This is a genomic window from Ruegeria sp. HKCCSA071 (assembly GCF_017872555.1).
Lineage (GTDB): Bacteria > Pseudomonadota > Alphaproteobacteria > Rhodobacterales > Rhodobacteraceae > Ruegeria.
Genome location: NZ_JAEDOX010000001.1, coordinates 1,441,138 through 1,464,914, shown reverse-complemented (window position 1 = coordinate 1,464,914; position 23,777 = coordinate 1,441,138). Strand labels below are relative to the sequence as shown.

The window sequence follows — 23,777 nt, the reverse complement described above, 5'->3', positions numbered from 1 at the left end:
CGGGTTGCTGAGCGAGGAATGACCATGACCACCCAAAACAACCTCAACGATCCGGTCGAAGCCTATGAAGGCATCCTGGAACACCCCGAACCCGACCGCCAGAAAGTCGCCGTTGCGATCGACGCCGGGGTCAAGGCGGTGGGTCATGTGGTCATGTGGGCCAATGTCCTGCTGATGGGCGCGATCTTTGCACAGGTCTCGCTGCGTTACCTGTTCAGCCAGAACTATCCCAAGCTGGATGAGATCCAGTGGCATTTCTATGGAATCGTCACGATGATCGGCATCTCGTATGCCTTGATCACCGACAGCCATGTGCGTGTGGACGTCCTGCATATGCAGCTTTCGCGCCGCGCGCAGCGGATAATTGAAGTCATCGGCATCCTGACCCTGCTGACCCCGTTCATCTATCTGATGGTCGATCAGGGGTATGACTATTTCTACGAAAGCTTCCGCGTCAGCGAACGTTCAGACAGCCCAACTGGCCTGCCTGCGCGTTGGGCCTTCAAGGCTATCATTCCGATCAGCTTTGTACTGTTGGCGCTGGCCGCGTTGGCACGGTTGATCCACGACGGGCACGCGCTGATCCACGGGCCGGCCTCGGAACGTGAAGGCGCTCCGCTGCGCCGTATTCTTCTGGTGCTGGCAGTATTCGCCGCCGTCTGCGTTGGCCTGACCTTCCTGGTCGAGACGACCGAGGAAAAGCTGGTCATCGCGATGTTCCTTACCTTCATCGCGCTTTTGTTCACCGGTTACCCGGTGGCCTGGGTTCTGGCCGGTGTCGGCGTAGCTTATTGCGGTCTGGCCTATCTGTTCGACAACGATCTGATGCTTTGGACAGGGTTGGAGAGTACATTTACCGGGCTTGATTACCTGACCTTGGGCGCGGTGGTGAACCGGGTCTACGCGACCATGTCCAACGCGGTTCTGGTTGCCCTGCCGATGTTCATCTTCATGGGGCTGATGCTGGACGAATCCGGTGTGGCCGAGCGTTTGATGTCCTCGATGCAGCGCCTGTTCGGGACGGTGCGCGGAGGTCTGGCCATCACCGTGACCCTGATCGGGATCATTCTGGCGGCCTCGACCGGCATCATTGGTGCCTCGGTTGTTCTGCTGGGCGTGCTGTCGCTGCCGTCGATGATGCAGCAGAAATACCAGCCGACGTTGGCGGCGGGTGTCGTGTCGGCGTCAGGGACGCTGGGCATCCTGATCCCGCCGTCGATCATGCTGGTGATCATGGCCGACCAGATGGCTCTTTCTGTGGGCGATTTGTTCATGGCGGCTGTCTTTCCCGGTGTGATCATCGGCATGCTTTACCTGGCCTATATCTTCGTCCTTGCACTGGTGAAACGCGACGCAGCCCCCGTGCCCGAAGGCGCAAAAGCCCCCGACTGGGCCGCAGTCAAAGACGTTATGATCGCCGTCATTCCGACGCTGATGCTGATCCTTGCCGTTTTGGGTTCGATCTTCGCCGGTCTGACCACGCCGACCGAAGCGTCCGGCATTGGCGCGCTGGGTGCGACGCTGCTGGCGCTTGGTTATCGCAAGCTGACCTTCGCCAAGCTTTGGAACGTGCTTGTTTCGACCTTCAACACCACTGCGTATATCTTTGCGATCTTCCTCGGCGCGACTGTGTTTTCCTATGTCCTGCGCGAGCTGGGTGGCGACGAGTTGATCGAACATGTGGTGCAGTCCACCGGATTTGGTGCGAACGGCACCATCCTGTTCATCCTGTTCATCGTCTTCCTGCTGGGCTTCGTACTGGACTGGATCGAGATCACACTGATTGTACTGCCGCTGATGCGTCCCATCGTGAACGGTCTGGGCGTCGACATTCCCGGCTTTGGAGTGCTGGACGAACCGGCGCTGGTGTGGTTCGTGATCCTTGTTGCTGTGACGCTGCAAACCAGCTTCCTGACGCCGCCCGTTGGCTTTGCCTTGTTCTATCTTAAAGGTGTTTGCCCACCCGAGATTAAACTGACGCATATCTACAAGGGCATCATTCCCTTTGTCCTGCTGCAATTGACCGGACTCGCGCTGGTTTTCCTCTGGCCGACACTGGCCACCTGGCTGCCGTCAGTCGCTTATTAAGGGGTTTTGGTCATGCGTCTGAGCCAATGTCACAACTTCCATGATTTCCGGCGGCTGGCTAAGCAGCGGCTGCCGGGGCCGATCTTCAACTACATTGACGGTGGCGCGGATGATGAGGTGACGTACCGGCAAAATACCAGCGCGTTTGACCGCTGTGACTTGTTGCCATCGGTGCTGCGTGGGGTGAAGAACGTGGACATGTCCGTCACCGTCATGGGGCAAAAGTTGGACATGCCGGTCTATTGCTCGCCCACCGCGCTGCAGCGCCTGTTCCACCATCAGGGTGAGCGCGCCGTCGCGGCAGCGGCAGAGAAATACGGCACCATGTTCGGCGTATCCTCTCTGGGGACCGTGTCGCTGGAGGAGCTGCGCCGGAAACACAATAACCCGCAGGTCTATCAATTCTACTTTCACAAGGATCGCGGGTTGAACGCCGCCATGATGCAGCGCGCCAAAGAGGCGGGTGTCGAGGTCATGATGCTGACCGTCGACAGCATCACCGGCGGCAACCGCGAGCGTGATCTGCGCACGGGGTTCTCGATCCCTTTCCGGTTGACGCTGGGCGGCATGATACAGTTTGCGATCAAGCCGATGTGGGGAATCAACTATGTCACCCATGAAAAGTTCCGGCTGCCTCAGCTGGAGGAACATGTGGATATGGGCGGTGGGCCCAGTTCGATCGGCGGGTATTTCACTGATATGCTCGATCCGTCGATGAACTGGGATGACGTGGCGCAGATGGTGCGCGACTGGGATGGTCAGTTCTGTCTGAAGGGGATCATGACCGTCGAAGATGCCAAACGCGCGGCTGAGGTCGGTTGCACCGGCATCATCCTGTCGAATCACGGTGGCCGCCAACTGGACGGATCGCGCACGCCGTTCGATCAACTTGCCGAGATTGTCGATGCCGTTGGCGACAAGCTGGACGTGATGATGGACAGCGGCATTCAGCGTGGCACCCATGTGCTCAAGGCGCTGTCGATCGGGGCCAAGGCAGTGGGTATTGGTCGGCACTACTTGTATCCTCTGGCTGCCGCGGGGCAGGCTGGGGTCGAACGGGCCCTTGGGCTGATGCGCGCCGAGATCGAGCGCGACATGAAGCTGATGGGCGCAACCAGTGTTGACCAGCTCAGCCGCAAGAATATTCGCTTTCGCAACACGTAACTTCCTTAAAGCCGCAACATGACCAATGAGGATCTGATCAAACACTTCCGTGCCATCGTCGGGTCGCGACATGTCCTGACCGGCGAACGTGCAACCGAGCGGTTTCGGCGTGGTTTCCGCTCGGGCGAGGGTGAGGCGCTGTGCGTCATTCAGCCTGGGACACTACTGGAGCAATGGAAGGTCCTGCAAGCCTGCGTGGCGGCCGACAAGATCGTCATTATGCAGGCCGCAAATACCGGATTGACCGAAGGGTCTACGCCGTCCGGCACTTATGACCGTGACGTGGTTCTGATTAATACGCGCCGGATGGACGCGTTGGTGCCGCTTAATGGCGGAGAACAAATCATCAGCTTTCCGGGGGCCACGCTGTTCGCGCTTGAGAAACTGCTGGCCCCGCTGGGGCGAGAACCGCATTCGGTGATCGGGTCATCCTGTATCGGCGCGTCGATCGTGGGTGGGGTGTGCAACAATTCCGGCGGGTCTTTGGTCGAGCGCGGACCAGTTTACACGGAACTATCCGTCTATGCTCAGATCACCGAACATGGCGATTTGGAACTGGTCAACCACCTCGGCATCGATCTGGGCGAAACGCCTGAAGAGATACTTGCCAACCTCGATGCAGGTAAATTCGAACGCGATCCGGGTGCCACAAACAAACGCGCTTCGTCCAGCGATTACGCGCAGATTGTGCGGGATGTGGATGCGGAAACACCCGCGCGGTTCAACGCGGACAAAGCAAGGCTTTTCGAATCTGCGGGCTCGGCGGGGAAGCTGGCCGTTTTCGCCGTTCGGCTTGATACTTTCCCGAAGAACAAAGATGAAAGGGTGTTCTACATCGGGACAAACAGCCCTGATGATCTGACCGTCTTGCGTCGGTATGTCCTGTCCGAGTTCAAATCGCTTCCTGTCTCGGCCGAATACATGCAGCGCGAGGTGTTTGACATCACGGCGCGCTACGGCAAGGACACCGTCGTAATGATCGACAAATTTGGCACTGATCGCCTGCCGATGTTCTTTGCAATCAAGGGCGCGGTTGATGCGCGATTGCGTCGTATTCCGTTCCTGCAAAATTTCACCGATCGTTTCATGCAGATGGCCGTGGCATTCTGGCCGCGCGTTCTTCCCAGAAGGATGGTCGCATTCCGCGACAGGTATGAACACCATTTGACCCTGAAGATGAAGGAAGAGGGTATCGCCGAGGCCGCTGAATGGTTGCCCGACTTTTGCAAAGACCGAGATGCGGATTTCTTTGAATGCGACAGACGCGAGACCAAGATCGCGGGGCTTCACCGTTTCGCGGCGGCAGGCGCAGCCGTGCGCTACATGGCGATCCATGCAAGCGATGTAGAAGATATTATCGCGCTCGACGTGGCGCTGCGCCGCAATGATCAGGACTGGCTTGAACGGTTGCCACCCGAGATCGAAGACCAACTGGTTCATAAACTCTATTACGGGCACTTCATGTGCCATGTCATGCATCAGGACTATATCGTCAAAAAAGGGGCTGACCCGAAGGCGCTGAAGGCGGCAATGCTGACCCTTTTTGACCAGCGCGGTGCGGAATATCCTGCCGAACACAATGTGGGCCACCTGTACAAAGCCAAACCCGATTTGGCAGCGCATTACAAATGCTGTGATCCAACCAACTCTTTCAATCCGGGGATCGGGAAGATGTCCAAGGCGCGAAACTACCGGTGACTATGTCACATGGGATTTGGGCGCGTGTGATATGCATCCAGCAGAGCCTTGCCGTTTTCATAGAACGCAGTTTCGCCAACCAGTTCGGTGACACCGTAGCGATCCAGCTCGGCTTTCACATCTGGCTCGACCAGCGTGAAAACCAGCCGTATCTCCTTGGTTCGTAGGAAGCTGATTATATTGCGCAAAGTGAACCCGGCTGTGAAATCGACAACATCAATTGCCGAGGCGTCGATGCAGAACCATGTCAGTTTTCCGTCTGCGTTCTGAACGATTGTTGTGACTTCTTCTGTAAATATTTGCATGTTCGCGTAGTACATACCGTGGGAAAACCGATAGATTACCAGACCGGGCTCGAACTGGTTTGGTGCTTCCAACCCCTTTGAACGCCAGCCACCGGACTCGGTGCGCAATACGACCGAATTCTTTGGGTGGTATCCCCGGCGCGTGTGGTCGACCAAAGACAAGACCATGGCAAAAACGACGCCTTGCTCGACCCCAACCAGAACGACCACGGTGGCGGTTGCCGTGGCAACCCAGAATTCAGACCGGGCCTGCCTGTAAATTGTTGTCATTCCATGCAGGTCGATCAGCTTGAGACCGATCAGGAAAACGATGGCCGACAATGCTGCTGTGGGCAGAAAGGCTAAAGGCTTGGTCAGGAACAGGATAACCAACAGGACTATTGCCACTGTTGTTAGTTGGGCCACCTGGCTGCGCCCTCCGGCGCTGGCGACCATCTCGGTCTTTGTTGGGCTGCCATTGACCACGAATGTCCCCGTGAAGGCCGCTCCGAAATTCGCAAGACCCAGTCCGATCAGATCGGTATTCTCATTGAACGTCTCGTTATATTTTGAGGCGTATGCCCGTGATGTGGCGGCGCTTTGTGCCAGAATAACTACGAAGATGGACAGGGCCGTGGGTAGCAGTTGTTTGAACAGGACCCAGTTCCACTGCACGTCCGGGATCGAGAACGAGGGCAAGCCGCCGGAAATCTCTCCCAATACTGAAATTCCGGAAGTGTCGAATGAAAAGGCCCAACTGCACAGGACTACCCCGACTATGGCGACCAATGGCCCAGGAATCTTGTGTGACAACCTTGCGCAACCTAAGACGGTGCCCAACACGGCTGATGAGACGATCACGGTCGGCCAGTTGACGTTGGATATGTTGAGATAGAGGTCCTTTAACCTGGCAAGTGTTCCGTGCCCAGCGGATTCGATCCCCAACAATCCAGGGATTTGACCCGTTGCAACCTGAATGCCCACGCCGGTCAGAAAGCCGACCAAAACCGTTCTGGACAGAAAATCGGCAAGAAACCCCAGCCCGATGACACGCGCAGCAATCAAAAGCATGCCAGCCATAAGCGCCAGTAAGGACGCCAGTGCCAGATACTCGGAAGTTCCAGACACCGCCAAGCCCGCCAGCCCCGAGGCGGTGATTGCCGCTGTTGCCGAATCGGCGCCGACAACAAGGTGTCGGGACGATCCGAACAGCGCAAACAAAGCCATGGGAATCAGGATCGTATACAGCCCGGACATGACCGGGGTGCCGGCGATTTTGGTGTAACCCATGACTTCAGGGATCGCGAGGCAGGCAAAACTCAGACCAGCCAGCATTTCTGCAGGAAGGCGCGCGCGGTCAACAGGCAGAATGCCCTGCAGGATTTGCAGACGCGCCGCTCTCTGATTTCTGTCCTGTTTTTCCATGGGTTACCCTATACCCATTCAACCAGCGAACCGAATGTTCGAACCGTCAGGCTATCTTATAGGCAAATTATCACAGGTAAATTGGGTGGCCTGATTTGCTGTTTTTCCCAGTTTTTAAGTTATTTTCGCCGAACTACGGGAATCCCCCAATTTCGCAAACTGCCGATCAGGGGTAAACATGACCTACCGTACTTACCACACACAAACACGGTATATACTTTCCCCGATGAGGGGCTGGTCACACCCCCTCGGCCGGCCCCTCTTAACTTTTAGGGGGTCGCGAAGGCCCAAATCACTCGTTTGAAAACTGACATCGTGTGAACGTACTTAGTTTTGGATCAATTTGGCCACGAGTGTCGGCAGTGTTTCAGACGCACTGTAAGCAACGGTGTGCGGTATATTGGCCACCGGGGTTTTGCGGTACCCTTCCGTGAACAGCAGAAACGGTATCTTGGCGTTTACAGCTGTTTCTGCGTCGACCTCGCTGTCGCCGACATACAAGCGTGTGTCCGAGGTCCCAAGTGCTTTGAAGCTTTCCAGCAGGTGGCCCGGATCCGGTTTGCGAATTGGCAATGTATCACCGCCGAAAACAACGTCGAAGAACCGGGATAGGTTGAGCGCCTCCAGCACGTGACGTGCGGGTGCTTCGGGTTTGTTGGTGCAGATACCAAGAACGCACCCCATCTGTTTCAGTGTTTCCAGGGCCTCCAGAACCCCGGGATAAGGCATTGTCGTTGCACTGACCGCCGCATTGTAGTGTTTCAGTGTCTGTTGCGTCAGTTCCGTGTGGCGGTCCATGGGCAAATCACAGTGTCGCATCAAACGCTCGACCAGTTTGGGAAGGCCATTGCCAACAAACCCTCTGATCACATCAACGGGTACAGGATCGTGACCGACGCCATTCAGCGTTTTATTGGCCGCTGCTGCCAGGTCCCCGACGCTGTCGACCAACGTTCCATCCAGATCAAAAACAACTGCTGCGGTCACGTTTTGCTTGCCTTTCAATACCTGTCTCAAGTCTTATCTCGTCGTTTTCAGGGGCGCAATCGGCTCAATGACGCCTGATTTGAAACAGCGCTTGACATTCCTTACTAAAATAATCAGATTTAATGTCAGAAACAGGAAGCCAGCCCTCTCGGGTCAGCCAGATAAAACGAAACGCAACAGGTATGGCACCATACCCACTCGCTCTGGAGACGCCCCGATGAACGTACAGAACCCGACCCCAACCCAAGGTTATGCTGTCTCGATGCTGCCTGCGCACAAGGCCGAGGATTTGACCAAGGGTGGCCACCTGGCCCATATCGAGTTGGGCGACCAATTGTATACCCTGCGCATCACCCGTGCAGGTAAACTGATCCTGACGAAATGAGCGCGCATTCAATGCGCGGCGGTGCCGCGGTCGGCTGTCTGGCGGACCTTGATCCAGTCGAAGCGGGTGCGGTGATGTATCTGCGGATGTGGAGCCAGGGCGAAAGTGGTCGCGCTGAAGTTGCGAGCGATTTTTGCATAGCGCTGGGATCAGACTATGGGCGTGCCGCCATGCTGACGCTGGATCGTCTGTGTTCTCTTTGCGCAACGCATTGTCGACGCCCGTTAATCAGGCACGGTATGGGTTGTGCATGTCTGGGCGCGGATGAGAATTGTTTTGCCCAAATGGTTGCCGCCGCATCCGAAGGGGCACGCGAAGACGCGATGATGATGGCGTCACTGATCGTGCGCCCGGATTTTGCGCCTGCTCTGGTATCCTTGTCGGAGGAACTGGGCCTGACGCTCCGGCGTATGACAACGGGAAATGGGATTCCAACAACAGGCCACGATACCCTCGCTGCCGTTTTGCATTGACTGTACTTGCGGGTCGGTCAAACCCCGGCAATGCACCGGGGTTTATCCTTCAGCAGCACCCGCATCCCGCGTGGTGATGGTCGTGATCGCAAACCGGGGCAGGGGTGAAGTCACTGATCTCGGACAGCACGTCCCTTAGGGCCCACAGGATCATGTCCACATCCTCGGCCTCAATCGTCAGCGGGGGGCGAATTTTCAGAATGTTGTCCTTTGGTCCCTCGCTGCCGATCAGAATACGGTGATCGCGCATCCGGTTTTTGACATAGCTGCAAATTTCGCTGCCTTCGCTTCCGTCAGGATTGATTAGCTCAACACCCAGAAACAGTCCCATACCCCGCGCGTCGCCAACGCAACCAAAGTCGGCTTCGATCTGGCGCAGTCCCGCCATCAGGCGGTCACCCATCAGGCGGGCATTGTCCTGCAGGCCTTCGTCATCGACGATGTCCAATACTTCCTTGCCGATCCGGCAAGACAGAGTCGATCCGCCAAAGGTCGAGAAGAACTCGATCCCGTTGTTAAAGCTGTCGGCAATCGCCCGCGTCGTTACCAAAACGCCCAGAGGGTGCCCGTTACCAATGGGTTTACCCATCACCACGATATCGGGAAGCGCGCCTTGATGCTCAAAGCCAAAGTAATATTCACCCAAGCGACCCAGACCGGTCTGTACCTCATCTGCAATGCAGACACCCCCGGCGGCGCGGATTTTTTCATAAACCGCAGGCAGGTAGCCCTTGGGCGGAATAATCTGTCCACCGACAGACGGGAAAGTTTCGGCGATGAACCCGGCCAGACCCTGACCCCGGTCCTGCAAAGCCGCAATGGCCGGGTCCACAAGATCAGCAAATTTCTGCGCCCGATCCGCATCGTCACGCTTGAATGACCCGCGATAGTCATCAGCAACCTCAACCAGTTCAACCCAGTCGGCTTTCCCGATGCCGCCCGGTTTGTTGAACTTGTAGGCCGAGATCGCCACAGCCGCATTCGTATTGCCGTGATAGCCATGGTCTGGCGTCACGATCCCTTTGGCCCCGGTATGGGCGCGGGCAAGCCGCAGGGCCAGTTCGTTGGCTTCAGTTCCGGAATTGACGAAGAAACAGACCTCGAAGTGATCGGGCAGTTTAGACAGGATCTTGTCGGCAAAAGCTGTCTGTGCCGGATGCAGGTACCGTGTATTCGAGTTCATCCGCTTCAACTGGTCCGCTGCCACGGCCTGAATACGCGGATGCGCATGACCTACGTGCGGGACGTTGTTATAGGCGTCCAGATAGGGGCGGCCCCATTCGTCAATCAGGTGATGTTTCCACCCGCGTACCAGCATGACAGGGTCATCATAAGTCAGTGACAGGTTGCCGCCAAAGTGATCGCGGCGGCCTTGCAGGATCGCCTGCTTGTCGGTGGGTTGGTAAAGCACCTTGTCATCCGGCAGGTTCACTAAGGCCGCCGGGTTCGGGCAGACCGCGTGCCATAGTTCCATCTCATCCGGGTCGCCGACACCGGGCCAATCCGCCTCCATGCCATTGGTTGTCAGCGCCAGCTGGAAATGCACATGCGGGGCCCATCCGCCATTCTGGCTGGCGTCGCCCAACCGGGCGAACGCCGCCCCCTGTGCCACCGGATCACCGGGTTTCAACCGGTCACAGCATTCCGGGTCCAGATGACCGTAGAGTGTATAGAACGGATCGCCCTCGGGTGTTTCATGGTGCAGGATAATCACCCCGCCGTAATCGAGGTGTCGATCTCGGTTCTCGATCACCTCGACCCGCCCGCTCATTGGCGCGTGCAGCACCGTCCCGGCGGGTGCAAACACATCCACCGCCAGATGCACTGTTCGCCGATCTGAGGCTTTCCAAGGCCCTTTGCGAAACCCCGGTTCGGCATAGATCAGGCGAGGTTCGTTGTAATAGCCCAGCCACAGCCCCTCACCGTATTCTTCGCCAACACGTGCGGCCTCGGCCAATGGCATGTGGAAAGGGTTCTGAGGCCACACGCAATTCTCGACTGACAATGAACCCATTGGAGTATCGCTTAGGTCCTGATCGAACATCTGGGAAAACCGTCCGCGATGTTCTTGCAGATACGCATGGATGCGTTCTGCGCCGTCCACGACCGGCAGCCCGCACGCTGCCCGAAGACGCGCAGACATCAGTCCGCCATTGACGGATGCATTCTCAAGAAACCGCCATGCCGGTGCCTGCGAGATTGTCACATATGGGTCGTCCGGGTTTTCGACCGCCATCAGGGTTGAGTTGAGGACAGATACTGCCAGTCGCATCCGCAGCAGAGGCCAGATCAGGTCGATCTCCTCGGCTTGCAGCCGGTTTGCGGCATGGTACCCCCGCACGAGAGCAGTTAATGCCCGCTCGGGTCTGGCATGATCTAGCACAACATAGGCTCCGGCGATTGCAAGATCGCAGACGCGCGGTGCTGCACACATGTCACCCAGATCAATTAGGCCGGAAACCTGCCTCCGCTCACCCAATTCGCCTTCAACCAGGATGTTATAGTCATTGGCGTCGTTGTGAATGGCCTGTTTCGGCAGGCGCCCCAGCCTATCCGCGATCGCCACGAACCCGTTGCAGATATCCCGAAGCAACGCCTGACGTGTGGGATCGCTGATGGCACCCAGCTTGTCACTGATCCAACCCGCTTGCGTCAGGTCCCATTTGAAATCGGGGCGGTGCAAAGCTTCATGTTGAAACCCCTCCAGCGCGCGATCCGTTGCGCCCAGAACACGACCCAATTTCAGGATCAGTTCTTCGGATTTCGGGTTCGCTTTTGCATAACAGCGTCCAGGCAGGCGTTCCAGCAACCACACCAGCCGTAACTTCCCATCGGAATCGGAAATTTCCGGCAGCGTCGCGCCGTTCAACGACGGGAATACCTTGGGAAACGGCAACCCCGGTGCTTCCGAGGCGATATGCGCAAGCGCTTCGATCTGAAAATCTACCAGACCCGCTTCGCACCCCGCGCGCATGACTTTCAGCACATAGTCTTGGCCATTTGTGGCCTGCGCCAGAAAGTTCAGATCATATTCGCCATCCAGCCGGGTCAACCGTGCGTCCAGCCCCCAGTTTTGGCGCAGCGCGTCCGACCAGAAGTTCACCAAGTCGCTCATGTCTTTCTCCGTCCCGCTCATCCGGGATCCTCTTCATCTGGCCGAAAATATCCTCGGGGGTGAATTGGCCCAAAGGGACAAGAGGGGGCAGACAGCCCCCTGACCCCTCAATCCAAGGCACGCAAACGTTTGAACAGCGATGACGTGTCCCATCGCCCGCCGCCCAGTTTCTGCACGTCCTTGTAGAACTGATCGACCAGAGCGGTCACCGGCAGAGACGCACCGGTCTCATTGGCGGTATCCAGACAAATCCCCAGATCCTTGCGCATCCAGTCGACAGCAAAGCCATGTTCGAATTGATCATTCAGCATGGTTTCATACCGGTTTGCCATCTGCCAGCTGCCTGCCGCACCCTGGCTGATCACCTCAACAACAGCCTTTCCGTCCAAGCCCGCTTTTTCGGCAAAGTGCAATGCTTCACTGAGACCCTGAACCAGACCGGCAATCGCGATCTGGTTGCACATCTTGGTCATCTGGCCCGCGCCGCTGGCTCCGAGGCGACGGCAGATTTTGGAATAGACGTTCATAACCGGCTCAGCCGCATCATAAGCTGTCTGGTCGCCGCCACACATAATTGAGAGAACGCCGTTTTCAGCGCCGGCCTGACCGCCCGAAACCGGGGCGTCCACAAAAGCGATACCCTGAGATAGGCCAGCAGCGTAAAGCTCGCGCGTGACCTTTGCTGAAACCGTCGTATGGTCGACAAAAATGGCCCCGTTGGACATTCCCTGAAACGCGCCATCTTCTCCAGTGCAAACCGCGCGAAGGTCGTCGTCATTGCCGACGCAGGCCATGACAAACTCAGCACCCTTGACAGCGCCTTTCGGAGTGGTCGCCATTGCGCCGCCATGCTGCGCGACCCAGGCCTCGGCCTTGGTGGTCGTACGGTTGTAAACGGTGACGTCATGGCCTGCGGCTTGCAGATGTCCGGCCATGGGATAGCCCATGACACCAAGGCCAAGGAACGCGACTTTTGCCATTTTGTGATCCTCTCCGCTGTTCGGTCGGCTTCCGCGAAACAGGCCTGACCAAAATCTCTGGCGAAGACAAAGCAAAGCTGCGCCCAAAGGGCAACCCCAAGTCAGCCTTTCCCACCCAGATCCCGCAGGATTGGGCAATCGGGCCGGTCGTCCCCGGCGCAGGCGTCGATCAGGTGGCTTAGCGTATCGCGCATGGCGTTCAGGTCTGCAATCTTGGTTTCGATCTGAACAAGATGGTCGCGTGCAACTTGTTTCACGTCGGCACTGGCACGGGTTTCATCTTCGTAGAGCGCCAGCAGGGTCCGGCAATCCTCGATGGTGAACCCAAGCGCCCGGGCGCGGCCCAGAAAATTCAGCTTATGTACGTCCTGGTCGCGAAACCGGCGATAGCCATTGTCGTCGCGCATCGGTTTGATCAGGTTGATGTCCTCATAATACCGGATCGTCTTGGCGGGCAGGCCGGTGCGGGCGGAAACATCTCCGATGTTCATGCGTGCACCTCTTTGGTGGCCTTGCCTGATGTTTCCGGCACGCTGGCGCGAATACGGCGCAGGCGCAGCGCGTTTGAGACCACAAAAACGCTCGACAGTGCCATTGCGCCAGCTGCCAGTGCAGGGGACAGCAGATAGCCGCCAAACGGGTACAGCGCACCGGCAGCCACCGGTATCAGAAGGACATTGTATCCAAAGGCCCAGCCCAAATTCTGGCGAATATTCTTCATTGTTCGGCGACTGATCTCGGTCGCATTTGCGACGCCACGCAGATCACCAGACATGAGGACAACGTCGGCTGTTTCGATGGCTACATCCGTGCCGGTTCCGATGGCGATGCCGATATCAGCCGCCGCCAGAGCGGGGGCGTCGTTGATCCCGTCACCGACAAAGGCCAGCACTCCGAACCGGTCCCGCAAGGCCGTGATTGCGTCTACCTTGCCATCGGGAAGTACCTCGGCAGTGACATGATCAATCCCCAGCCGGTCGGCCAGAGCCTGCGCCGTGCGCGCGTTGTCACCGGTGATCATGGCCACGGTCAAACCCATCTGGTGCAACCGTTCCAGCCCCTCCACTGTGCCGGGCTTGATCGGGTCGGAAACGGACAACGTGGCCGCCGTCTGCCCATCCAGAGCGACGAACAGAGGGGTTGCCCCTTGGGCGGCACGGGCTTCGGCCTCATCCGCCAGGGCTCCAAGGGTGATCCCACGCTGCTGCATCAGTCGGTGCGACCCGATCAACACGTCGCGGCCTTCGACCAACCCTTGCAGGCCAAGCCCGGTAAGCGAACGGACATCCGATGCCTCTGGCAGTGTCGCGGGCCCCGCGCGGGTGATGGCGGATGCGATCGGGTGTTCCGACCGCGCCTCAAGGGCTGCGGCCAGTCGCAGAACCTCCTCCCGGTCAAACCCCTTCGCCGTTGTCACGCTGTCCAGTTCGGGGCGTCCCAGCGTCAGGGTTCCGGTCTTGTCCAACGCGATGACGCGCGCCTGCTGAAGCTGTTGCAACGCATCACCCTTGCGGAACAACACCCCCAGTTCTGCCGCACGTCCGGTACCCACCATGATCGAGGTTGGGGTCGCCAGCCCCATGGCGCAGGGGCAGGCGATGATCAGAACTGAAACACCCGCGACAAGCGCCAGGGGAAGGGCAGGGCTGGGGCCGAAGATCAGCCAGAGCGCGACAGTGATCACCGCAACAGCGATGACCGCAGGAACAAAGCGATAGGTGATCCGATCCACCAGGCCCTGGATCGGCAGCTTCGCGCCCTGCGCCTGCTGCACCATACGAATGATCTGTGCCAGAGCCGTGTCGCCGCCGACGCGGGTGGCGCTTACCCGTAATGCGCCGGTGCCATTGACAGTACCACCGACAACAGGTGCGCCTGCCGACTTGCCAACAGGCACTGGTTCGCCCGTGATCATGCTTTCATCGACGTAAGAGGTGCCTTCAAGCACTTCGGCATCTACCGGCACACGCTCGCCGGGGCGGATGTGCAGGATATCTCCGACAACGATTTCGGCGATTGGCCGGTCCTGTATCTGTCCGTCCAGTTCGACCCGCGCGGTTTTTGGTTGTAGACCCACCAGTTTTCGGATCGCAGCCCCTGTTTTGCCTTTGGCACGCGCCTCCATCAGCCGGCCGAGAAGGATCAGAACCACGATCACCGCGGCCGCTTCGAAATAGACATTGGCTGTACCTTGCGGCAGCCGGCCGGGCGCGAATGTGGCCGTGACCGAGTACAAATAAGCCGCGCCGGTCCCAAGCGCTACCAACGCGTTCATGTCCGGCGTGCCCTGCAACAGCGACGGGATACCTTTGCGGTAAAACACACGGCCCGGTCCGATCAGCAAAGCCGAGGTCAGGGCAAACTGAATCAGATGGCTCGTCTGCGTTCCAATGGTCGCCTGTATCCAATGGTGGAAGACGGGGATCATGTGCCCGCCCATCTCAAGAATGAATACGGGCAGGGCTAGTGCCGCTGCCAGTATTGTGGAACGGACCAGCCGCTGAATTTCATCGTCTTCCCGGCTTTCTGGTTCCGCAACGCCTTGGATACGCGCGGGGTATCCAATTTCGGTAACAACCTGAGCCAGCGCCTCGGGTGTAGTTGCCGCTATAGCATAAGTTACCGTGGCCGTCCGAGTTGCCAGATTGACCTGTGCTTCGATCACGCCAGCGGTGGATGCCAACGCGCGCTCGATCTTGCCAACGCAGGATGCGCAGTTCATGCCCTCGATGCTCAGATCTGCATGACTTGTTTCAGCCGGATAGCCAGCTGCATCCAGCGCCGCTGTCAGTGCCGAGACCGGCCCGTCAAATGCCACCTGCGCTGTTTTGGTCGCGAAATTGACCGAGGCCGCATCAACACCAGACACATCACGCAGTGCAGCCTCGACACGGCCCACACAGGATGCGCATCCCATGCCGGTGATTTTCAGTTCTGTCAGTGCTTCTTGCGCCATGCGACTCATCCCAAGTGGTTTTCTGCCCTCCAGATGGGGGTTCCAGTGACGGGAAGGTCAAGGGGGTCGCGGCGAAATTCTACGACCCGGGCCCGCGCATGTTACGCTCCATTAAGCGCTGATACAGGCGTGGTGACAGTCGGTTGAGCCACCACGATATGTATGCAACGCGACCGACCGGGATCATGGGCTGCGATTTGTCCAGTCCGCGCAGGATCGCCATGGCGGCACTCTCGGGGCTCATTTCGTCCATTCCGTCCTTGGCCGATCCGGGGCGCGCGGTTCCATCGGGTTGCTCCATTGCGTTGCCGGGGTTGGTGGCCACAAAAGACGGTGCTGCAATCTGAACCTGAACGCCATGTGGCTTTTCTTCGGATCGAAGCGATTTGAAAAAACCCTCAAGCGCGTGTTTCGAGGCAGCATAAGCCGTGCGATGGCAGAGCGGAGCGAAACCAGCCACCGACGAGATAGCCAGATGCGTTCCCTTTGACGCGCGGAGAGGCTGCAAGAATACGCGGGCCATTTCAACGGCTGCGAAATAGTTGACTTCGAACAATGCACGGTGACTGGCCGCGTCAGCCTGATCAAACCCCCGAATTTGAGTAACCCCGGCGTTGTAGATGACCAGATCAATACTGTCGCTTGACGTGATCGCCCTTTGAGCTGCGTTGGCAAGCTGTTCGGGGTCAGTCAGATCACAAGCAATTGGCAGTTGGTTCGGTTCTGTTTGCAGACCGGACACATCAAGGTCCAACAGCACCACCCGCCACCCATGGGCTTGCAGTGCACGGCTCAAAGCTTGTCCCAAACCGCCCGCACCGCCAGAGATGACCGCGGTCTTCATAACCCGGCCTGCCGTTGCCAGAGCGCAAAAACCTCGGCGCTGGATTTTTCGGGCACATAGCCGAATTCAGATTTCAGGGCGGAATTATCCAGAACTGGCCGATATTGAAGGAACCGTACCTGTTCCGGCCCATAGCGAGATAAACCCAGTGGGCGCGCCAGGGCTAGGGCCGCTTTCAGCACCCATGCGGGCAGACGCAGAACCGGTTTTCCCATAGCGTAGGCCAAGTCGGTCACGCCCATCGTTCCGTCACCGGCGACGTTGTATATCCCGGCTGGCCCGTCGGTTGCTGCGCGCTGAAGGATGCGTGCCAGATCCTGGGTCCAGATAAAGACAAACGGGCTTTCGCTGCCGGACACCGCCAGCAAACGGGGTTTGCGAAACAGGGCGGTGATCTGGTTTTCGGTTCCAGCCCCCAGAACCGTTCCAACGCGCAGAACAACCTGCTCAAGATCCGGGGCGGCACTGCGGGCTTCGGCCAAAATCTCTTCGACCTGACGCTTGTGATCTGAATAGGGAAACTCGGGGTTGCCGCGCAATGGGTCGTCTTCGCGCAACGGCACAGGACTGTCTGCATGATATCCATAAGCGGCACCGGAAGACGTAACGACCAATCTGCGCACCCCGTTTGCGATAGCGGCATTCACCACATTGCGCGTGCCTTCGACATCGACAGCATAGGCTGTCGCGCGCCCCATCTTCGGTGGCGGCGTCACGACAGAAGCCAGATGCACGATCACATCCGGTTTCACATTGCCAATCACACGTGCAGGAGCGTCGGTTGTAACATCCATGGTCAAAAATGAGACGTCTTCCGGCAGGTTATCCGGGCGTTTCAAATCGGTTGCAAAGACCTTGTGCCCCACAAGTTCGGGTAACAGCGCTTGCCCGACCATCCCGGCAGCGCCGGTTATCAGGATGCGGGTCATCGCGCAGCCTCGGTTCGCGCCATGACCGACGCCAAAGCCAGGCCCGAGATAGCGTGCCATACTCCCCAGAATGCAGCGACCACGGCCATGCCGCCCAGACCGTTGAAGAATGCAAAGATCAGGACGAGCCCAAGTCCGGAGTTCTGAATTCCTGTCTCAATGGTGATGGCGCGGCGATCAAAGGGGGACAGCCGGGTCAGAGTGGCCACAACCCAACCGCCCCCCAGCGCCAGGGCGTTGTGAAGGATCACAAGCCCGGCAACAGCCCCGGCAAACCCAAGGAAAAACCCCCAGTTGGCAGCCAGAGCAAGTACGATAAACCCAGCAAAGATACCCATCGACAGAAGTTGCAGCGGTGCGCGTAAACGTGCCGTCAAGGCGGGGAGGCGTTGATTCAGCGTAATCCCCAGAACCAGCGGCAGGATCAGCATCAGACCGACCAGGATCGCGATCTGCATTGGGTCGATCTGGGTCTGTTGCAGGATTGCGCGGGTTGGTTGGTAAAGCCCGCCCCAAAGCGCAATATTGAAAGGTGTCATAAAGATCGCACAGATGGTGGCGAAGGCAGTCATCGACACCGAAAGCGCTGCATTTCCGCCCGCGCGGTGGGTAATGAAGTTCGAGATATTGCCCCCTGGGCAAGCCGCCACAAGGATCAGGCCAAGCGCAATTGATGGTTGCGGTGCTGCAATCCACACCATCACAAAGGTCAGTGCTGGCAGGACGACGAGTTGTGAAAACAATCCGACAATCACAGGTTTGGGTGCGCGCCTTAACCGGTCAAAATCCCGAGGCGTCAGGTCGATGGCAATCGAGAACATCACGATTGCCAGAATAGCATTCAACAGCGTCAGAGACGCCGGACTGAAATTCAGTGTGATCTGGTCAATACCAATCATGCGGCGGCCTTCCGCAGCCGGTCGATCCAGCCGGTGACAGCCTTTCTGTAGGTATTCTTGTCCACGTAATAGGCCATGCGGGGCAGGTCGATATAGTTCATACCTCCGGTGGCGCGCGTATAGTCTTTTTGCTTTTCTTCGTGCAGATCGGCTGCCACGGGGCAGCCGTGTCGAAGCCCCTTGATGTAGCGCGCCACCATCTCGGCCTGCTCGTGCCTGCCTTGCCAGCCCAGGCCCGTGGCCTCGACCATGCCCAGCACGAACAGATCGTCCCGTTCGGGATGTATCGTGTTCAGATACAGATGCGGGGCATCGCCGCGCCAGTTCAGCAGGTCCTTGTCGATAAACGGGTAGTGCAGTTTGTATCCGGTCGCGGCGAGGATCATGTCATAGTCGTCGCAGGAGCCATCCTTGAAATGAACGGTGTGGCCTTCCAGCCGGTCGATATCCGGGCGAATGCTCAGATCGCCATGACCTGCGTGATACAGAACCAGTGAATTCACCACGGGGTGACTTTCGTACAGCTTGTAATCCGGTTTGGGAAAGCCGTATTTCTGCGGATCACCGACAAACCAGCCAAGGATCAGGCTGTCGACCTTACGCTTCAGCCACATCGGCAGACGGATCTTTCCGCCCATTGTGTCAGCGGGTTTGCCAAAGACATATTTCGGGACAAAATAATACCCGCGCCGCATCGACAGATCGCAGCGTTTCGCGTGATGGATGGCGTCGACTGCGATGTCACAGCCGGAATTGCCTGCGCCCACGACCAGCGCACGCTTGCCGTCGAATTGGCTTGGGTACCGATATTGCGAGGCATGGATCAACTCGCCGTCAAACGTACCCGGAAAGCTGGGTACATTCGGTTCCGACAGGGTGCCGTTCGCAATGAGTACGCCGGCATACTCGGCCTGATGGTCGCCATCCTCATCCCGCCAGCTCACGCGCCAACCGTCACCCGGATTGCCCAGCGGAGTGATCTGAGTGACTTCCGCGTTGAACTTGAAATTATCACGCAACTCAAAACGATCTGCAAATGCGCGGAAATAGTCACGCATCGCCCGGTGCGAGGGGTACTCGGCAACCGCGTCATCCATGGGGAAATCCGCAAATTCGGTCATGCGCTTGGACGAGATCAGGTGCGCCGACTCGTACATGGTTGATCTTGGGGCATCGATGTCCCACAGACCGCCCACATCCGAATGCAATTCAAACCCCTGAAATGCGATCCCTTGTTCTTTCAGCACCTTGGCCGCGGCCAAACCCATTGGCCCCGCCCCGATCAGGGCGAATGCGTCGCGCGTTTCTGTCATGAACCCTCCCAAAGTTCGTGAGGTTTAAATTGAACGATCGTCCAAAATAAGGCAAGATGAATTTCATGACGCTGAAAAACGTAGAAAAACCAAGACAAAGGGCACCGTCCAAGCGGTCTTTGGAAACCAAAGCGCGGATCATGAATGCGGCCGAATCCGTCTTTGCCGAACGCGGATTCGAAGGCGCGTCAATCCGCGATATCGCTGCGCTTGCAGGCGTTCAGGTTGGCCTTGTTCATCACCACGGCGGCAGCAAGGAGGAGCTGTTTTTTCGAGCGATCGAACGTCGTGCGGGCAAGCTGGCACAAATCAGAACCGATGCGCTGGCCAAGGCAAGAAATGCGGGCCCGCTGACATTGCGCAGCATTCTGGACAGTTTTATCCGGCCTTATGTGGAACTGGCAGAAACAGGCGGTTCGGGATGGATGGCGTATGGGCGCCTCGTGGCGCATGTCTCGGTCGATCCCCGCTGGCGCGATATCGCGGCTGAGTGTTTCGACCCGACCGCCCGGCTTTTTATCGACGAAATCGCTGCGCTTTATCCGGATGTTGACCCTGCGCTGCTGGCCAGCGGCCAGGTCTATTCAGTTTCGGCAATGCTGGCGCATCTCAACAGTGGCTGGCGGGTCGGGGCCTTGTCGCAAGGCGGCGGAGTGTCAGAGGTGGAACGCCTGATCGATTTTTGTGCAGCCGGTATCGAAGCGATGGTTCAGGCCAGTCGCGGTTGAACGCGCGGCATTGCTATTGCTGCAAATGGTTGAACAGGATGGTGCTGAACACAGAAGGTGGTGACGTTCGGACGGCGCTGGGTGAGACAAAAAAACCGAACATCATGATCATAAGGATCAGGGCCGCTCCGGCAAGGCACGCCGCAGAAAGCTGAAAGACCGAACGAACCATTGGCTTATTCCCTGTTTATACTCAATAAAATCTGTGGTGTCTTACGCGTCACGAGAGCTTTGACAGCTCTTGTTTCAGCCTTTCATTTTCGGCCTGCAACTGCGCCATTTGCTGGCCCAGACTGTTCAGATGCGGGCGCAGTTCGGCTTCGGTGAAACGCGGTGTGATGTGGCGCGGGCAGTTCCAGTCAAGCGCCTCAACACGTATGATTGCAGCCCGTTCTGCAGGGGCCTCGGAACCTTCTGGATACAAGCTGGCTGCCGCTGCTTGACCTTCCGTGAACTCGACACGCCCCAGGATCTTCAAACGGTGTTGGTTTGCATAATCCATCAGGATCATCGCGACCCGATCGTTGCCATCCAGATTCCCACGCGAGATATACTGTTTGTTGCCCGAAAAATCGGCATATCCGATGGTTTGCGGCCCCAGCACCTTAAGAAACCCGACCGGCCCGCCGCGATACTGCACATAAGGCCAGCCTGTTTCAGACACCGAGGATTGATAAAACCCGTCGCGCGCCTGAATGAACTGTTTTTCGGGTTCGCCGATCAGATGGCCCTGTTGCGGGCCACCTTCAATGAATTTGGCATAGGTTTTTGCCGATCCCATCCGCTCCTGATGGGCGCGGACGGTTGGGGTGAAGGTCAGTTCTGAAAACGCACGCGGCACAGTATGTCCTTTCAAAGACCCAGATCAGACAACTCGGGATGGTCATCGGGGCGTTCACCCAATGGCCAATGAAACAAGCGGTCGCTTTCGGCTATGGGGTGATCATTCAGCGAGGCATGCCGATGCGACATGCGTCCGTCTTCGGCAAATTCCCAATTCTCGTTGCCATATGACCGGAACCACTGACCGCTATCGTCGTGCCACTCGTAAGCGTAACGCACTGCGATGCGATTACCGGTAAAGGCCCAGAGTTCCTTGATCAGCCGATAGTCCAGTTCCTTGTGCCACTTACGGCTTAGGAAGGCGTGAATTTCGTCATGCCCTGACAGAAATTCCGCCCGGTTTCGCCACTGACTGTCATCTGTGTATGCGGGGGTGACGCGGTCGGGATCGCGGCTGTTCCAGGCATTCTCTGCCATGCGCACTTTTTGCGTGGCAGTTTCCAACGTGAACGGGGGAAGAGGGGGTCGAGACATGGTGCAGGGGGCTTTCAGGTCAGAGAAGCGGCAAGAATGGCCAGTGTCAGAAGAAATGGAACGTACTGAGGGGGGAAAATGCTGGCGCGACGTTTCATCGGTCAAATCCTCTGGTGTACTGATCGGTTAACTTTGCAATAAGGTGTACCGATCTGTTAACTTTTGCAAGGGGGAAAGCAGAAAATTTTTCGCGCGGTTCAGGGCGAGTCGTGAGTTCTAATGAAAACAATGCTTTGTGTGAGGCCGGTTGTACTTCATGTTTCGGGGCAATATGTACAGAACGGTACACCATGGAGCCGAATCATGCGTCCAAACAAACGGGATGAACTTGTCAGCAAAGCCCTGAAGGTTTTTTACCGCGACGGGTTTCACGCGACCGGCATGGATAAGCTGGTGGCGGAAACGGGCGTTTCGAAAACGTCGATGTACAAACATTTCCGCACTAAAGAAGACCTGATTGTAGCCGCTCTGCGTCTGCGGGATGAGAATTTTCGCGAGTGGTTCTATCGGCGCATCGAAGAGATGGCAGAAACACCGGCCGGGCAACTCATCGCTAGTTTTGATGCCTTGAAGGAATGGTTCGAGGAAGATGGATTCCGGGGCTGCATGTTCATCAAGGCCGGGGCAGAATATCAGGAAACAGATCATCCGATCCATGTGCAGGCAGCCGAACATAAACAGCTGTTGCTGGAGCATTTCACGTCCGTCGCCGAACAGGCTGGTGCGCGTGATCCTCAGAAACTCGCCAGCCAGATCGTGTTGTTGCAGGAAGGGGCAATCGTGTCTGCGGTTTTGCTCAAGAATTGTGATCCTGCGGAAGACGCCAGGGATGCGGCACAGCAATTGCTGGCATTGGCGCTGACTTAATTTCCTTAAAAACAAGCAGGTTCTTTAAGTTACCTAGCATAGAAACGTTGCGTTGTTCGAAGTCGGAACGCCGCGTCACATGGATTGGCGGGAATCGGGCGGACCGCTAGGCTTTTGCGAAAGACAGTTTGGAGAGCCTTTGATGTCACTTTTCACTTCGACCGCAGCATGGGTCACCGACGAACACCGCATGTTTGCAGATATGGCTGGCCGGTTCATGGATGACGAACTGTCACCGAATATCGAAACCTGGGTTGAAAACGGGGCCGTTGATCGCGACTTCTGGCGCAAAGCGGGTGAAACCGGCCTGATGGCAGGTGCAATCCCCGAAGAATATGGCGGTGTCGGCGGCGGTATGGGCTTTGACGCCATCACTGCGTACGAACAGGGCGCACGGGGCGACGCTGGCTGGGGCTATGGTATTCAGTCGATCGTGACCCATTATCTTACCGCCTATGGCAGCGAAGATCAGAAACGGAAATGGCTGCCCAAACTGGCTTCGGGCGAAATGGTCGGCGCACTTGCCATGACGGAACCCAGCACCGGCTCGGATGTTCAGGCTGTGCGCACAACAGCCGAGAAAGACGGAAACTCCTACCGGCTGAATGGCTCGAAAATTTTCATCACGAATGGCCAGACGGCTGATCTGATCATCGTGGCCGCCAAGACTGACAAGTCCGAGGGCGCGCGGGGTGTGTCATTGATCGTGGTCGAAACCGAGGGGGCCGAGGGGTTTCGTAGGGGGCGCAACCTCAAGAAACTGGGGATGAAGGGCAACGACACGGCCGAACTGTTTTTCGAAGATGTCAAAGTTCCGATGACGAACCTGCTGGGGGCTGAGGAAGGTCAGGGGTTTTATCAGCTGATGAAGCAACTGCCATGGGAACGGCTGAATATCGCGATCATGGCGTTGGGTTCGATCGATTTTGCCATTGCCGAAACGGTAAAGTACGTGCAGGAGCGCAAAGCGTTCGGTCAGCGGGTAATGGATTTCCAGAACACGCGTTTCAAGCTTGCAGAATGCAAGACCAAGGCCGAGGTTCTGCGCAGTTTCGTCAATGACTGTATCGGTAAGCTGGAGGCAGGCGAACTGGACGCGGCAACCGCCTCGATGGCCAAATACTGGGGCTCGGAGGTGCAGAACGAAATCATGCACGAATGCCTGCAGCTGTTCGGCGGCTACGGTTTTATGATGGAGTATCCGATTGCCCGCCTCTACGCAGACGCGCGCGTGCAGATGATTTACGGCGGCACCAACGAGGTTATGAAAGAGCTGATTGCACGGTCGCTCGACGTCTGAAGGTATCCGGGCGGCCTCTTGCCTG

Annotated in this window: 21 protein-coding genes; 8 read left to right on the top strand and 13 right to left on the bottom strand. The window is 57.5% G+C overall.

Annotated elements, in window-relative coordinates; genetic code table 11:
* The first annotated feature begins 24 nt into the window (after positions 1-24).
* The 3 genes from I9188_RS07230 to dld are packed head-to-tail and all read left to right on the top strand — an operon-like array spanning position 25 to position 4,950.
* Positions 25-2,088: a TRAP transporter large permease subunit gene (locus I9188_RS07230; RefSeq protein WP_209504717.1), complete on the top strand. Its 2,064-nt coding sequence runs from the start codon at positions 25-27 to the stop codon at positions 2,086-2,088.
* A 12-nt stretch (positions 2,089-2,100) separates the two neighbouring features.
* Positions 2,101-3,252: an alpha-hydroxy acid oxidase gene (locus I9188_RS07225; protein WP_209504716.1), complete on the top strand. Its 1,152-nt coding sequence runs from the start codon at positions 2,101-2,103 to the stop codon at positions 3,250-3,252.
* Between the two features lie 18 nt (positions 3,253-3,270).
* Positions 3,271-4,950: a D-lactate dehydrogenase gene (dld, locus tag I9188_RS07220; protein WP_209504715.1), complete on the top strand. Its 1,680-nt coding sequence runs from the start codon at positions 3,271-3,273 to the stop codon at positions 4,948-4,950.
* A 5-nt stretch (positions 4,951-4,955) separates the two neighbouring features.
* Here dld and I9188_RS07215 read toward each other — a convergent pair whose 3' ends face one another.
* Positions 4,956-6,659 (bottom strand): SulP family inorganic anion transporter, encoded by a 1,704-nt coding sequence (locus tag I9188_RS07215; protein ID WP_209504714.1) that lies wholly within the window; start codon positions 6,657-6,659, stop codon positions 4,956-4,958.
* Between the two features lie 327 nt (positions 6,660-6,986).
* Positions 6,987-7,646: a phosphoglycolate phosphatase gene (gene gph, locus I9188_RS07210; RefSeq protein ID WP_209504933.1), complete on the bottom strand. Its 660-nt coding sequence runs from the start codon at positions 7,644-7,646 to the stop codon at positions 6,987-6,989.
* A 217-nt stretch (positions 7,647-7,863) separates the two neighbouring features.
* Between gph and I9188_RS07205 the strand changes: the two genes are divergently transcribed.
* A complete protein-coding gene (locus I9188_RS07205) occupies positions 7,864-8,031 on the top strand; it encodes a hemin uptake protein HemP (RefSeq protein ID WP_209504713.1) in 168 nt (55 codons plus the stop codon).
* A complete protein-coding gene (locus tag I9188_RS07200) occupies positions 8,028-8,504 on the top strand; it encodes a hypothetical protein (protein WP_209504712.1) in 477 nt (158 codons plus the stop codon). The genes I9188_RS07205 and I9188_RS07200 overlap by 4 nt, the downstream gene beginning before the upstream one ends.
* Positions 8,505-8,553: 49 nt before the next feature.
* On the opposite strand, the gene I9188_RS07195 is transcribed toward I9188_RS07200, so the two are convergent.
* The 8 genes from I9188_RS07195 to I9188_RS07160 form a co-directional block, all read right to left on the bottom strand.
* A complete protein-coding gene (locus I9188_RS07195; protein ID WP_209504711.1) occupies positions 8,554-11,619 on the bottom strand; it encodes an aminotransferase class III-fold pyridoxal phosphate-dependent enzyme in 3,066 nt (1,021 codons plus the stop codon).
* A 107-nt stretch (positions 11,620-11,726) separates the two neighbouring features.
* Complete coding sequence (locus tag I9188_RS07190; RefSeq protein WP_348540329.1) at positions 11,727-12,641, bottom strand: NAD(P)-dependent oxidoreductase; 915 nt, start codon at positions 12,639-12,641, stop codon at positions 11,727-11,729.
* A gap of 59 nt (positions 12,642-12,700) precedes the next feature.
* On the bottom strand, positions 12,701-13,090 hold the full coding sequence (cueR, locus tag I9188_RS07185; protein ID WP_209504709.1) for a Cu(I)-responsive transcriptional regulator: 390 nt from the start codon (positions 13,088-13,090) through the stop codon (positions 12,701-12,703).
* Entirely contained in the window at positions 13,087-15,555 is a 2,469-nt protein-coding gene (locus I9188_RS07180; protein WP_209504708.1) for a heavy metal translocating P-type ATPase, read from the bottom strand. The genes cueR and I9188_RS07180 overlap by 4 nt, the downstream gene beginning before the upstream one ends.
* Before the next feature lie 79 nt (positions 15,556-15,634).
* The gene (locus I9188_RS07175) at positions 15,635-16,399 is read right to left on the bottom strand and encodes an SDR family NAD(P)-dependent oxidoreductase (RefSeq protein WP_209504707.1); all 765 of its coding nucleotides are present in this window, start codon (positions 16,397-16,399) and stop codon (positions 15,635-15,637) included.
* Entirely contained in the window at positions 16,396-17,328 is a 933-nt protein-coding gene (locus tag I9188_RS07170; protein WP_209504706.1) for an SDR family oxidoreductase, read from the bottom strand. Before I9188_RS07170 ends, I9188_RS07175 begins: the two co-directional genes overlap by 4 nt.
* Complete coding sequence (locus tag I9188_RS07165) at positions 17,325-18,227, bottom strand: bile acid:sodium symporter family protein (RefSeq protein WP_209504705.1); 903 nt, start codon at positions 18,225-18,227, stop codon at positions 17,325-17,327. Before I9188_RS07165 ends, I9188_RS07170 begins: the two co-directional genes overlap by 4 nt.
* A complete protein-coding gene (locus I9188_RS07160; RefSeq protein WP_209504704.1) occupies positions 18,224-19,540 on the bottom strand; it encodes an NAD(P)-binding domain-containing protein in 1,317 nt (438 codons plus the stop codon). Before I9188_RS07160 ends, I9188_RS07165 begins: the two co-directional genes overlap by 4 nt.
* 65 nt (positions 19,541-19,605) lie before the next feature.
* Here I9188_RS07160 and I9188_RS07155 point away from each other — a divergent pair, with 65 nt between their 5' ends.
* Positions 19,606-20,268 (top strand): TetR/AcrR family transcriptional regulator, encoded by a 663-nt coding sequence (locus I9188_RS07155; RefSeq protein ID WP_209504703.1) that lies wholly within the window; start codon positions 19,606-19,608, stop codon positions 20,266-20,268.
* A gap of 13 nt (positions 20,269-20,281) precedes the next feature.
* Here the strand turns inward: I9188_RS07155 and I9188_RS07150 are convergent, their stop codons facing one another.
* Genes I9188_RS07150 through I9188_RS07140 form a run of 3 tightly spaced genes read right to left on the bottom strand, consistent with a single transcriptional unit; the run spans position 20,282 to position 21,585 of the window.
* The gene (locus I9188_RS07150; protein ID WP_209599580.1) at positions 20,282-20,440 is read right to left on the bottom strand and encodes a hypothetical protein; all 159 of its coding nucleotides are present in this window, start codon (positions 20,438-20,440) and stop codon (positions 20,282-20,284) included.
* A gap of 48 nt (positions 20,441-20,488) precedes the next feature.
* Positions 20,489-21,109, bottom strand: coding sequence for a pyridoxamine 5'-phosphate oxidase family protein (locus I9188_RS07145; RefSeq protein ID WP_209504932.1), 621 nt, complete (start codon positions 21,107-21,109; stop codon positions 20,489-20,491).
* Positions 21,110-21,120: 11 nt separating this feature from the next.
* A complete protein-coding gene (locus tag I9188_RS07140; protein WP_209504702.1) occupies positions 21,121-21,585 on the bottom strand; it encodes a nuclear transport factor 2 family protein in 465 nt (154 codons plus the stop codon).
* A gap of 303 nt (positions 21,586-21,888) precedes the next feature.
* Between I9188_RS07140 and I9188_RS07135 the strand changes: the two genes are divergently transcribed.
* Entirely contained in the window at positions 21,889-22,452 is a 564-nt protein-coding gene (locus I9188_RS07135) for a TetR family transcriptional regulator (RefSeq protein ID WP_209504701.1), read from the top strand.
* A 142-nt stretch (positions 22,453-22,594) separates the two neighbouring features.
* Positions 22,595-23,752: an acyl-CoA dehydrogenase family protein gene (locus I9188_RS07130; protein WP_209504700.1), complete on the top strand. Its 1,158-nt coding sequence runs from the start codon at positions 22,595-22,597 to the stop codon at positions 23,750-23,752.
* Positions 23,753-23,777: the final 25 nt, after the last annotated feature.

What these genes read in the sequence shown, in the direction of transcription:
- I9188_RS07175 (WP_209504707.1), bottom strand. Translation starts at nt 16,399, where the DNA reads ATGAAGACCGCGGTCATCTCTGGCGGTGCGGGCGGTTTGGGACAAGCT.
- I9188_RS07155 (WP_209504703.1), top strand. Translation starts at nt 19,606, where the DNA reads ATGACGCTGAAAAACGTAGAAAAACCAAGACAAAGGGCACCGTCCAAG.
- I9188_RS07150 (WP_209599580.1), bottom strand. Translation starts at nt 20,440, where the DNA reads ATGGTTCGTTCGGTCTTTCAGCTTTCTGCGGCGTGCCTTGCCGGAGCG.
- I9188_RS07200 (WP_209504712.1), top strand. Translation starts at nt 8,028, where the DNA reads ATGAGCGCGCATTCAATGCGCGGCGGTGCCGCGGTCGGCTGTCTGGCG.
- cueR (WP_209504709.1), bottom strand. Translation starts at nt 13,090, where the DNA reads ATGAACATCGGAGATGTTTCCGCCCGCACCGGCCTGCCCGCCAAGACG.
- I9188_RS07170 (WP_209504706.1), bottom strand. Translation starts at nt 17,328, where the DNA reads ATGACCCGCATCCTGATAACCGGCGCTGCCGGGATGGTCGGGCAAGCG.
- I9188_RS07135 (WP_209504701.1), top strand. Translation starts at nt 21,889, where the DNA reads ATGCGTCCAAACAAACGGGATGAACTTGTCAGCAAAGCCCTGAAGGTT.
- dld (WP_209504715.1), top strand. Translation starts at nt 3,271, where the DNA reads ATGACCAATGAGGATCTGATCAAACACTTCCGTGCCATCGTCGGGTCG.
- I9188_RS07230 (WP_209504717.1), top strand. Translation starts at nt 25, where the DNA reads ATGACCACCCAAAACAACCTCAACGATCCGGTCGAAGCCTATGAAGGC.
- I9188_RS07225 (WP_209504716.1), top strand. Translation starts at nt 2,101, where the DNA reads ATGCGTCTGAGCCAATGTCACAACTTCCATGATTTCCGGCGGCTGGCT.
- I9188_RS07160 (WP_209504704.1), bottom strand. Translation starts at nt 19,540, where the DNA reads ATGACAGAAACGCGCGACGCATTCGCCCTGATCGGGGCGGGGCCAATG.
- I9188_RS07205 (WP_209504713.1), top strand. Translation starts at nt 7,864, where the DNA reads ATGAACGTACAGAACCCGACCCCAACCCAAGGTTATGCTGTCTCGATG.
- I9188_RS07180 (WP_209504708.1), bottom strand. Translation starts at nt 15,555, where the DNA reads ATGGCGCAAGAAGCACTGACAGAACTGAAAATCACCGGCATGGGATGC.
- I9188_RS07165 (WP_209504705.1), bottom strand. Translation starts at nt 18,227, where the DNA reads ATGATTGGTATTGACCAGATCACACTGAATTTCAGTCCGGCGTCTCTG.
- I9188_RS07140 (WP_209504702.1), bottom strand. Translation starts at nt 21,585, where the DNA reads ATGTCTCGACCCCCTCTTCCCCCGTTCACGTTGGAAACTGCCACGCAA.
- I9188_RS07130 (WP_209504700.1), top strand. Translation starts at nt 22,595, where the DNA reads ATGTCACTTTTCACTTCGACCGCAGCATGGGTCACCGACGAACACCGC.
- I9188_RS07195 (WP_209504711.1), bottom strand. Translation starts at nt 11,619, where the DNA reads ATGAGCGACTTGGTGAACTTCTGGTCGGACGCGCTGCGCCAAAACTGG.
- I9188_RS07215 (WP_209504714.1), bottom strand. Translation starts at nt 6,659, where the DNA reads ATGGAAAAACAGGACAGAAATCAGAGAGCGGCGCGTCTGCAAATCCTG.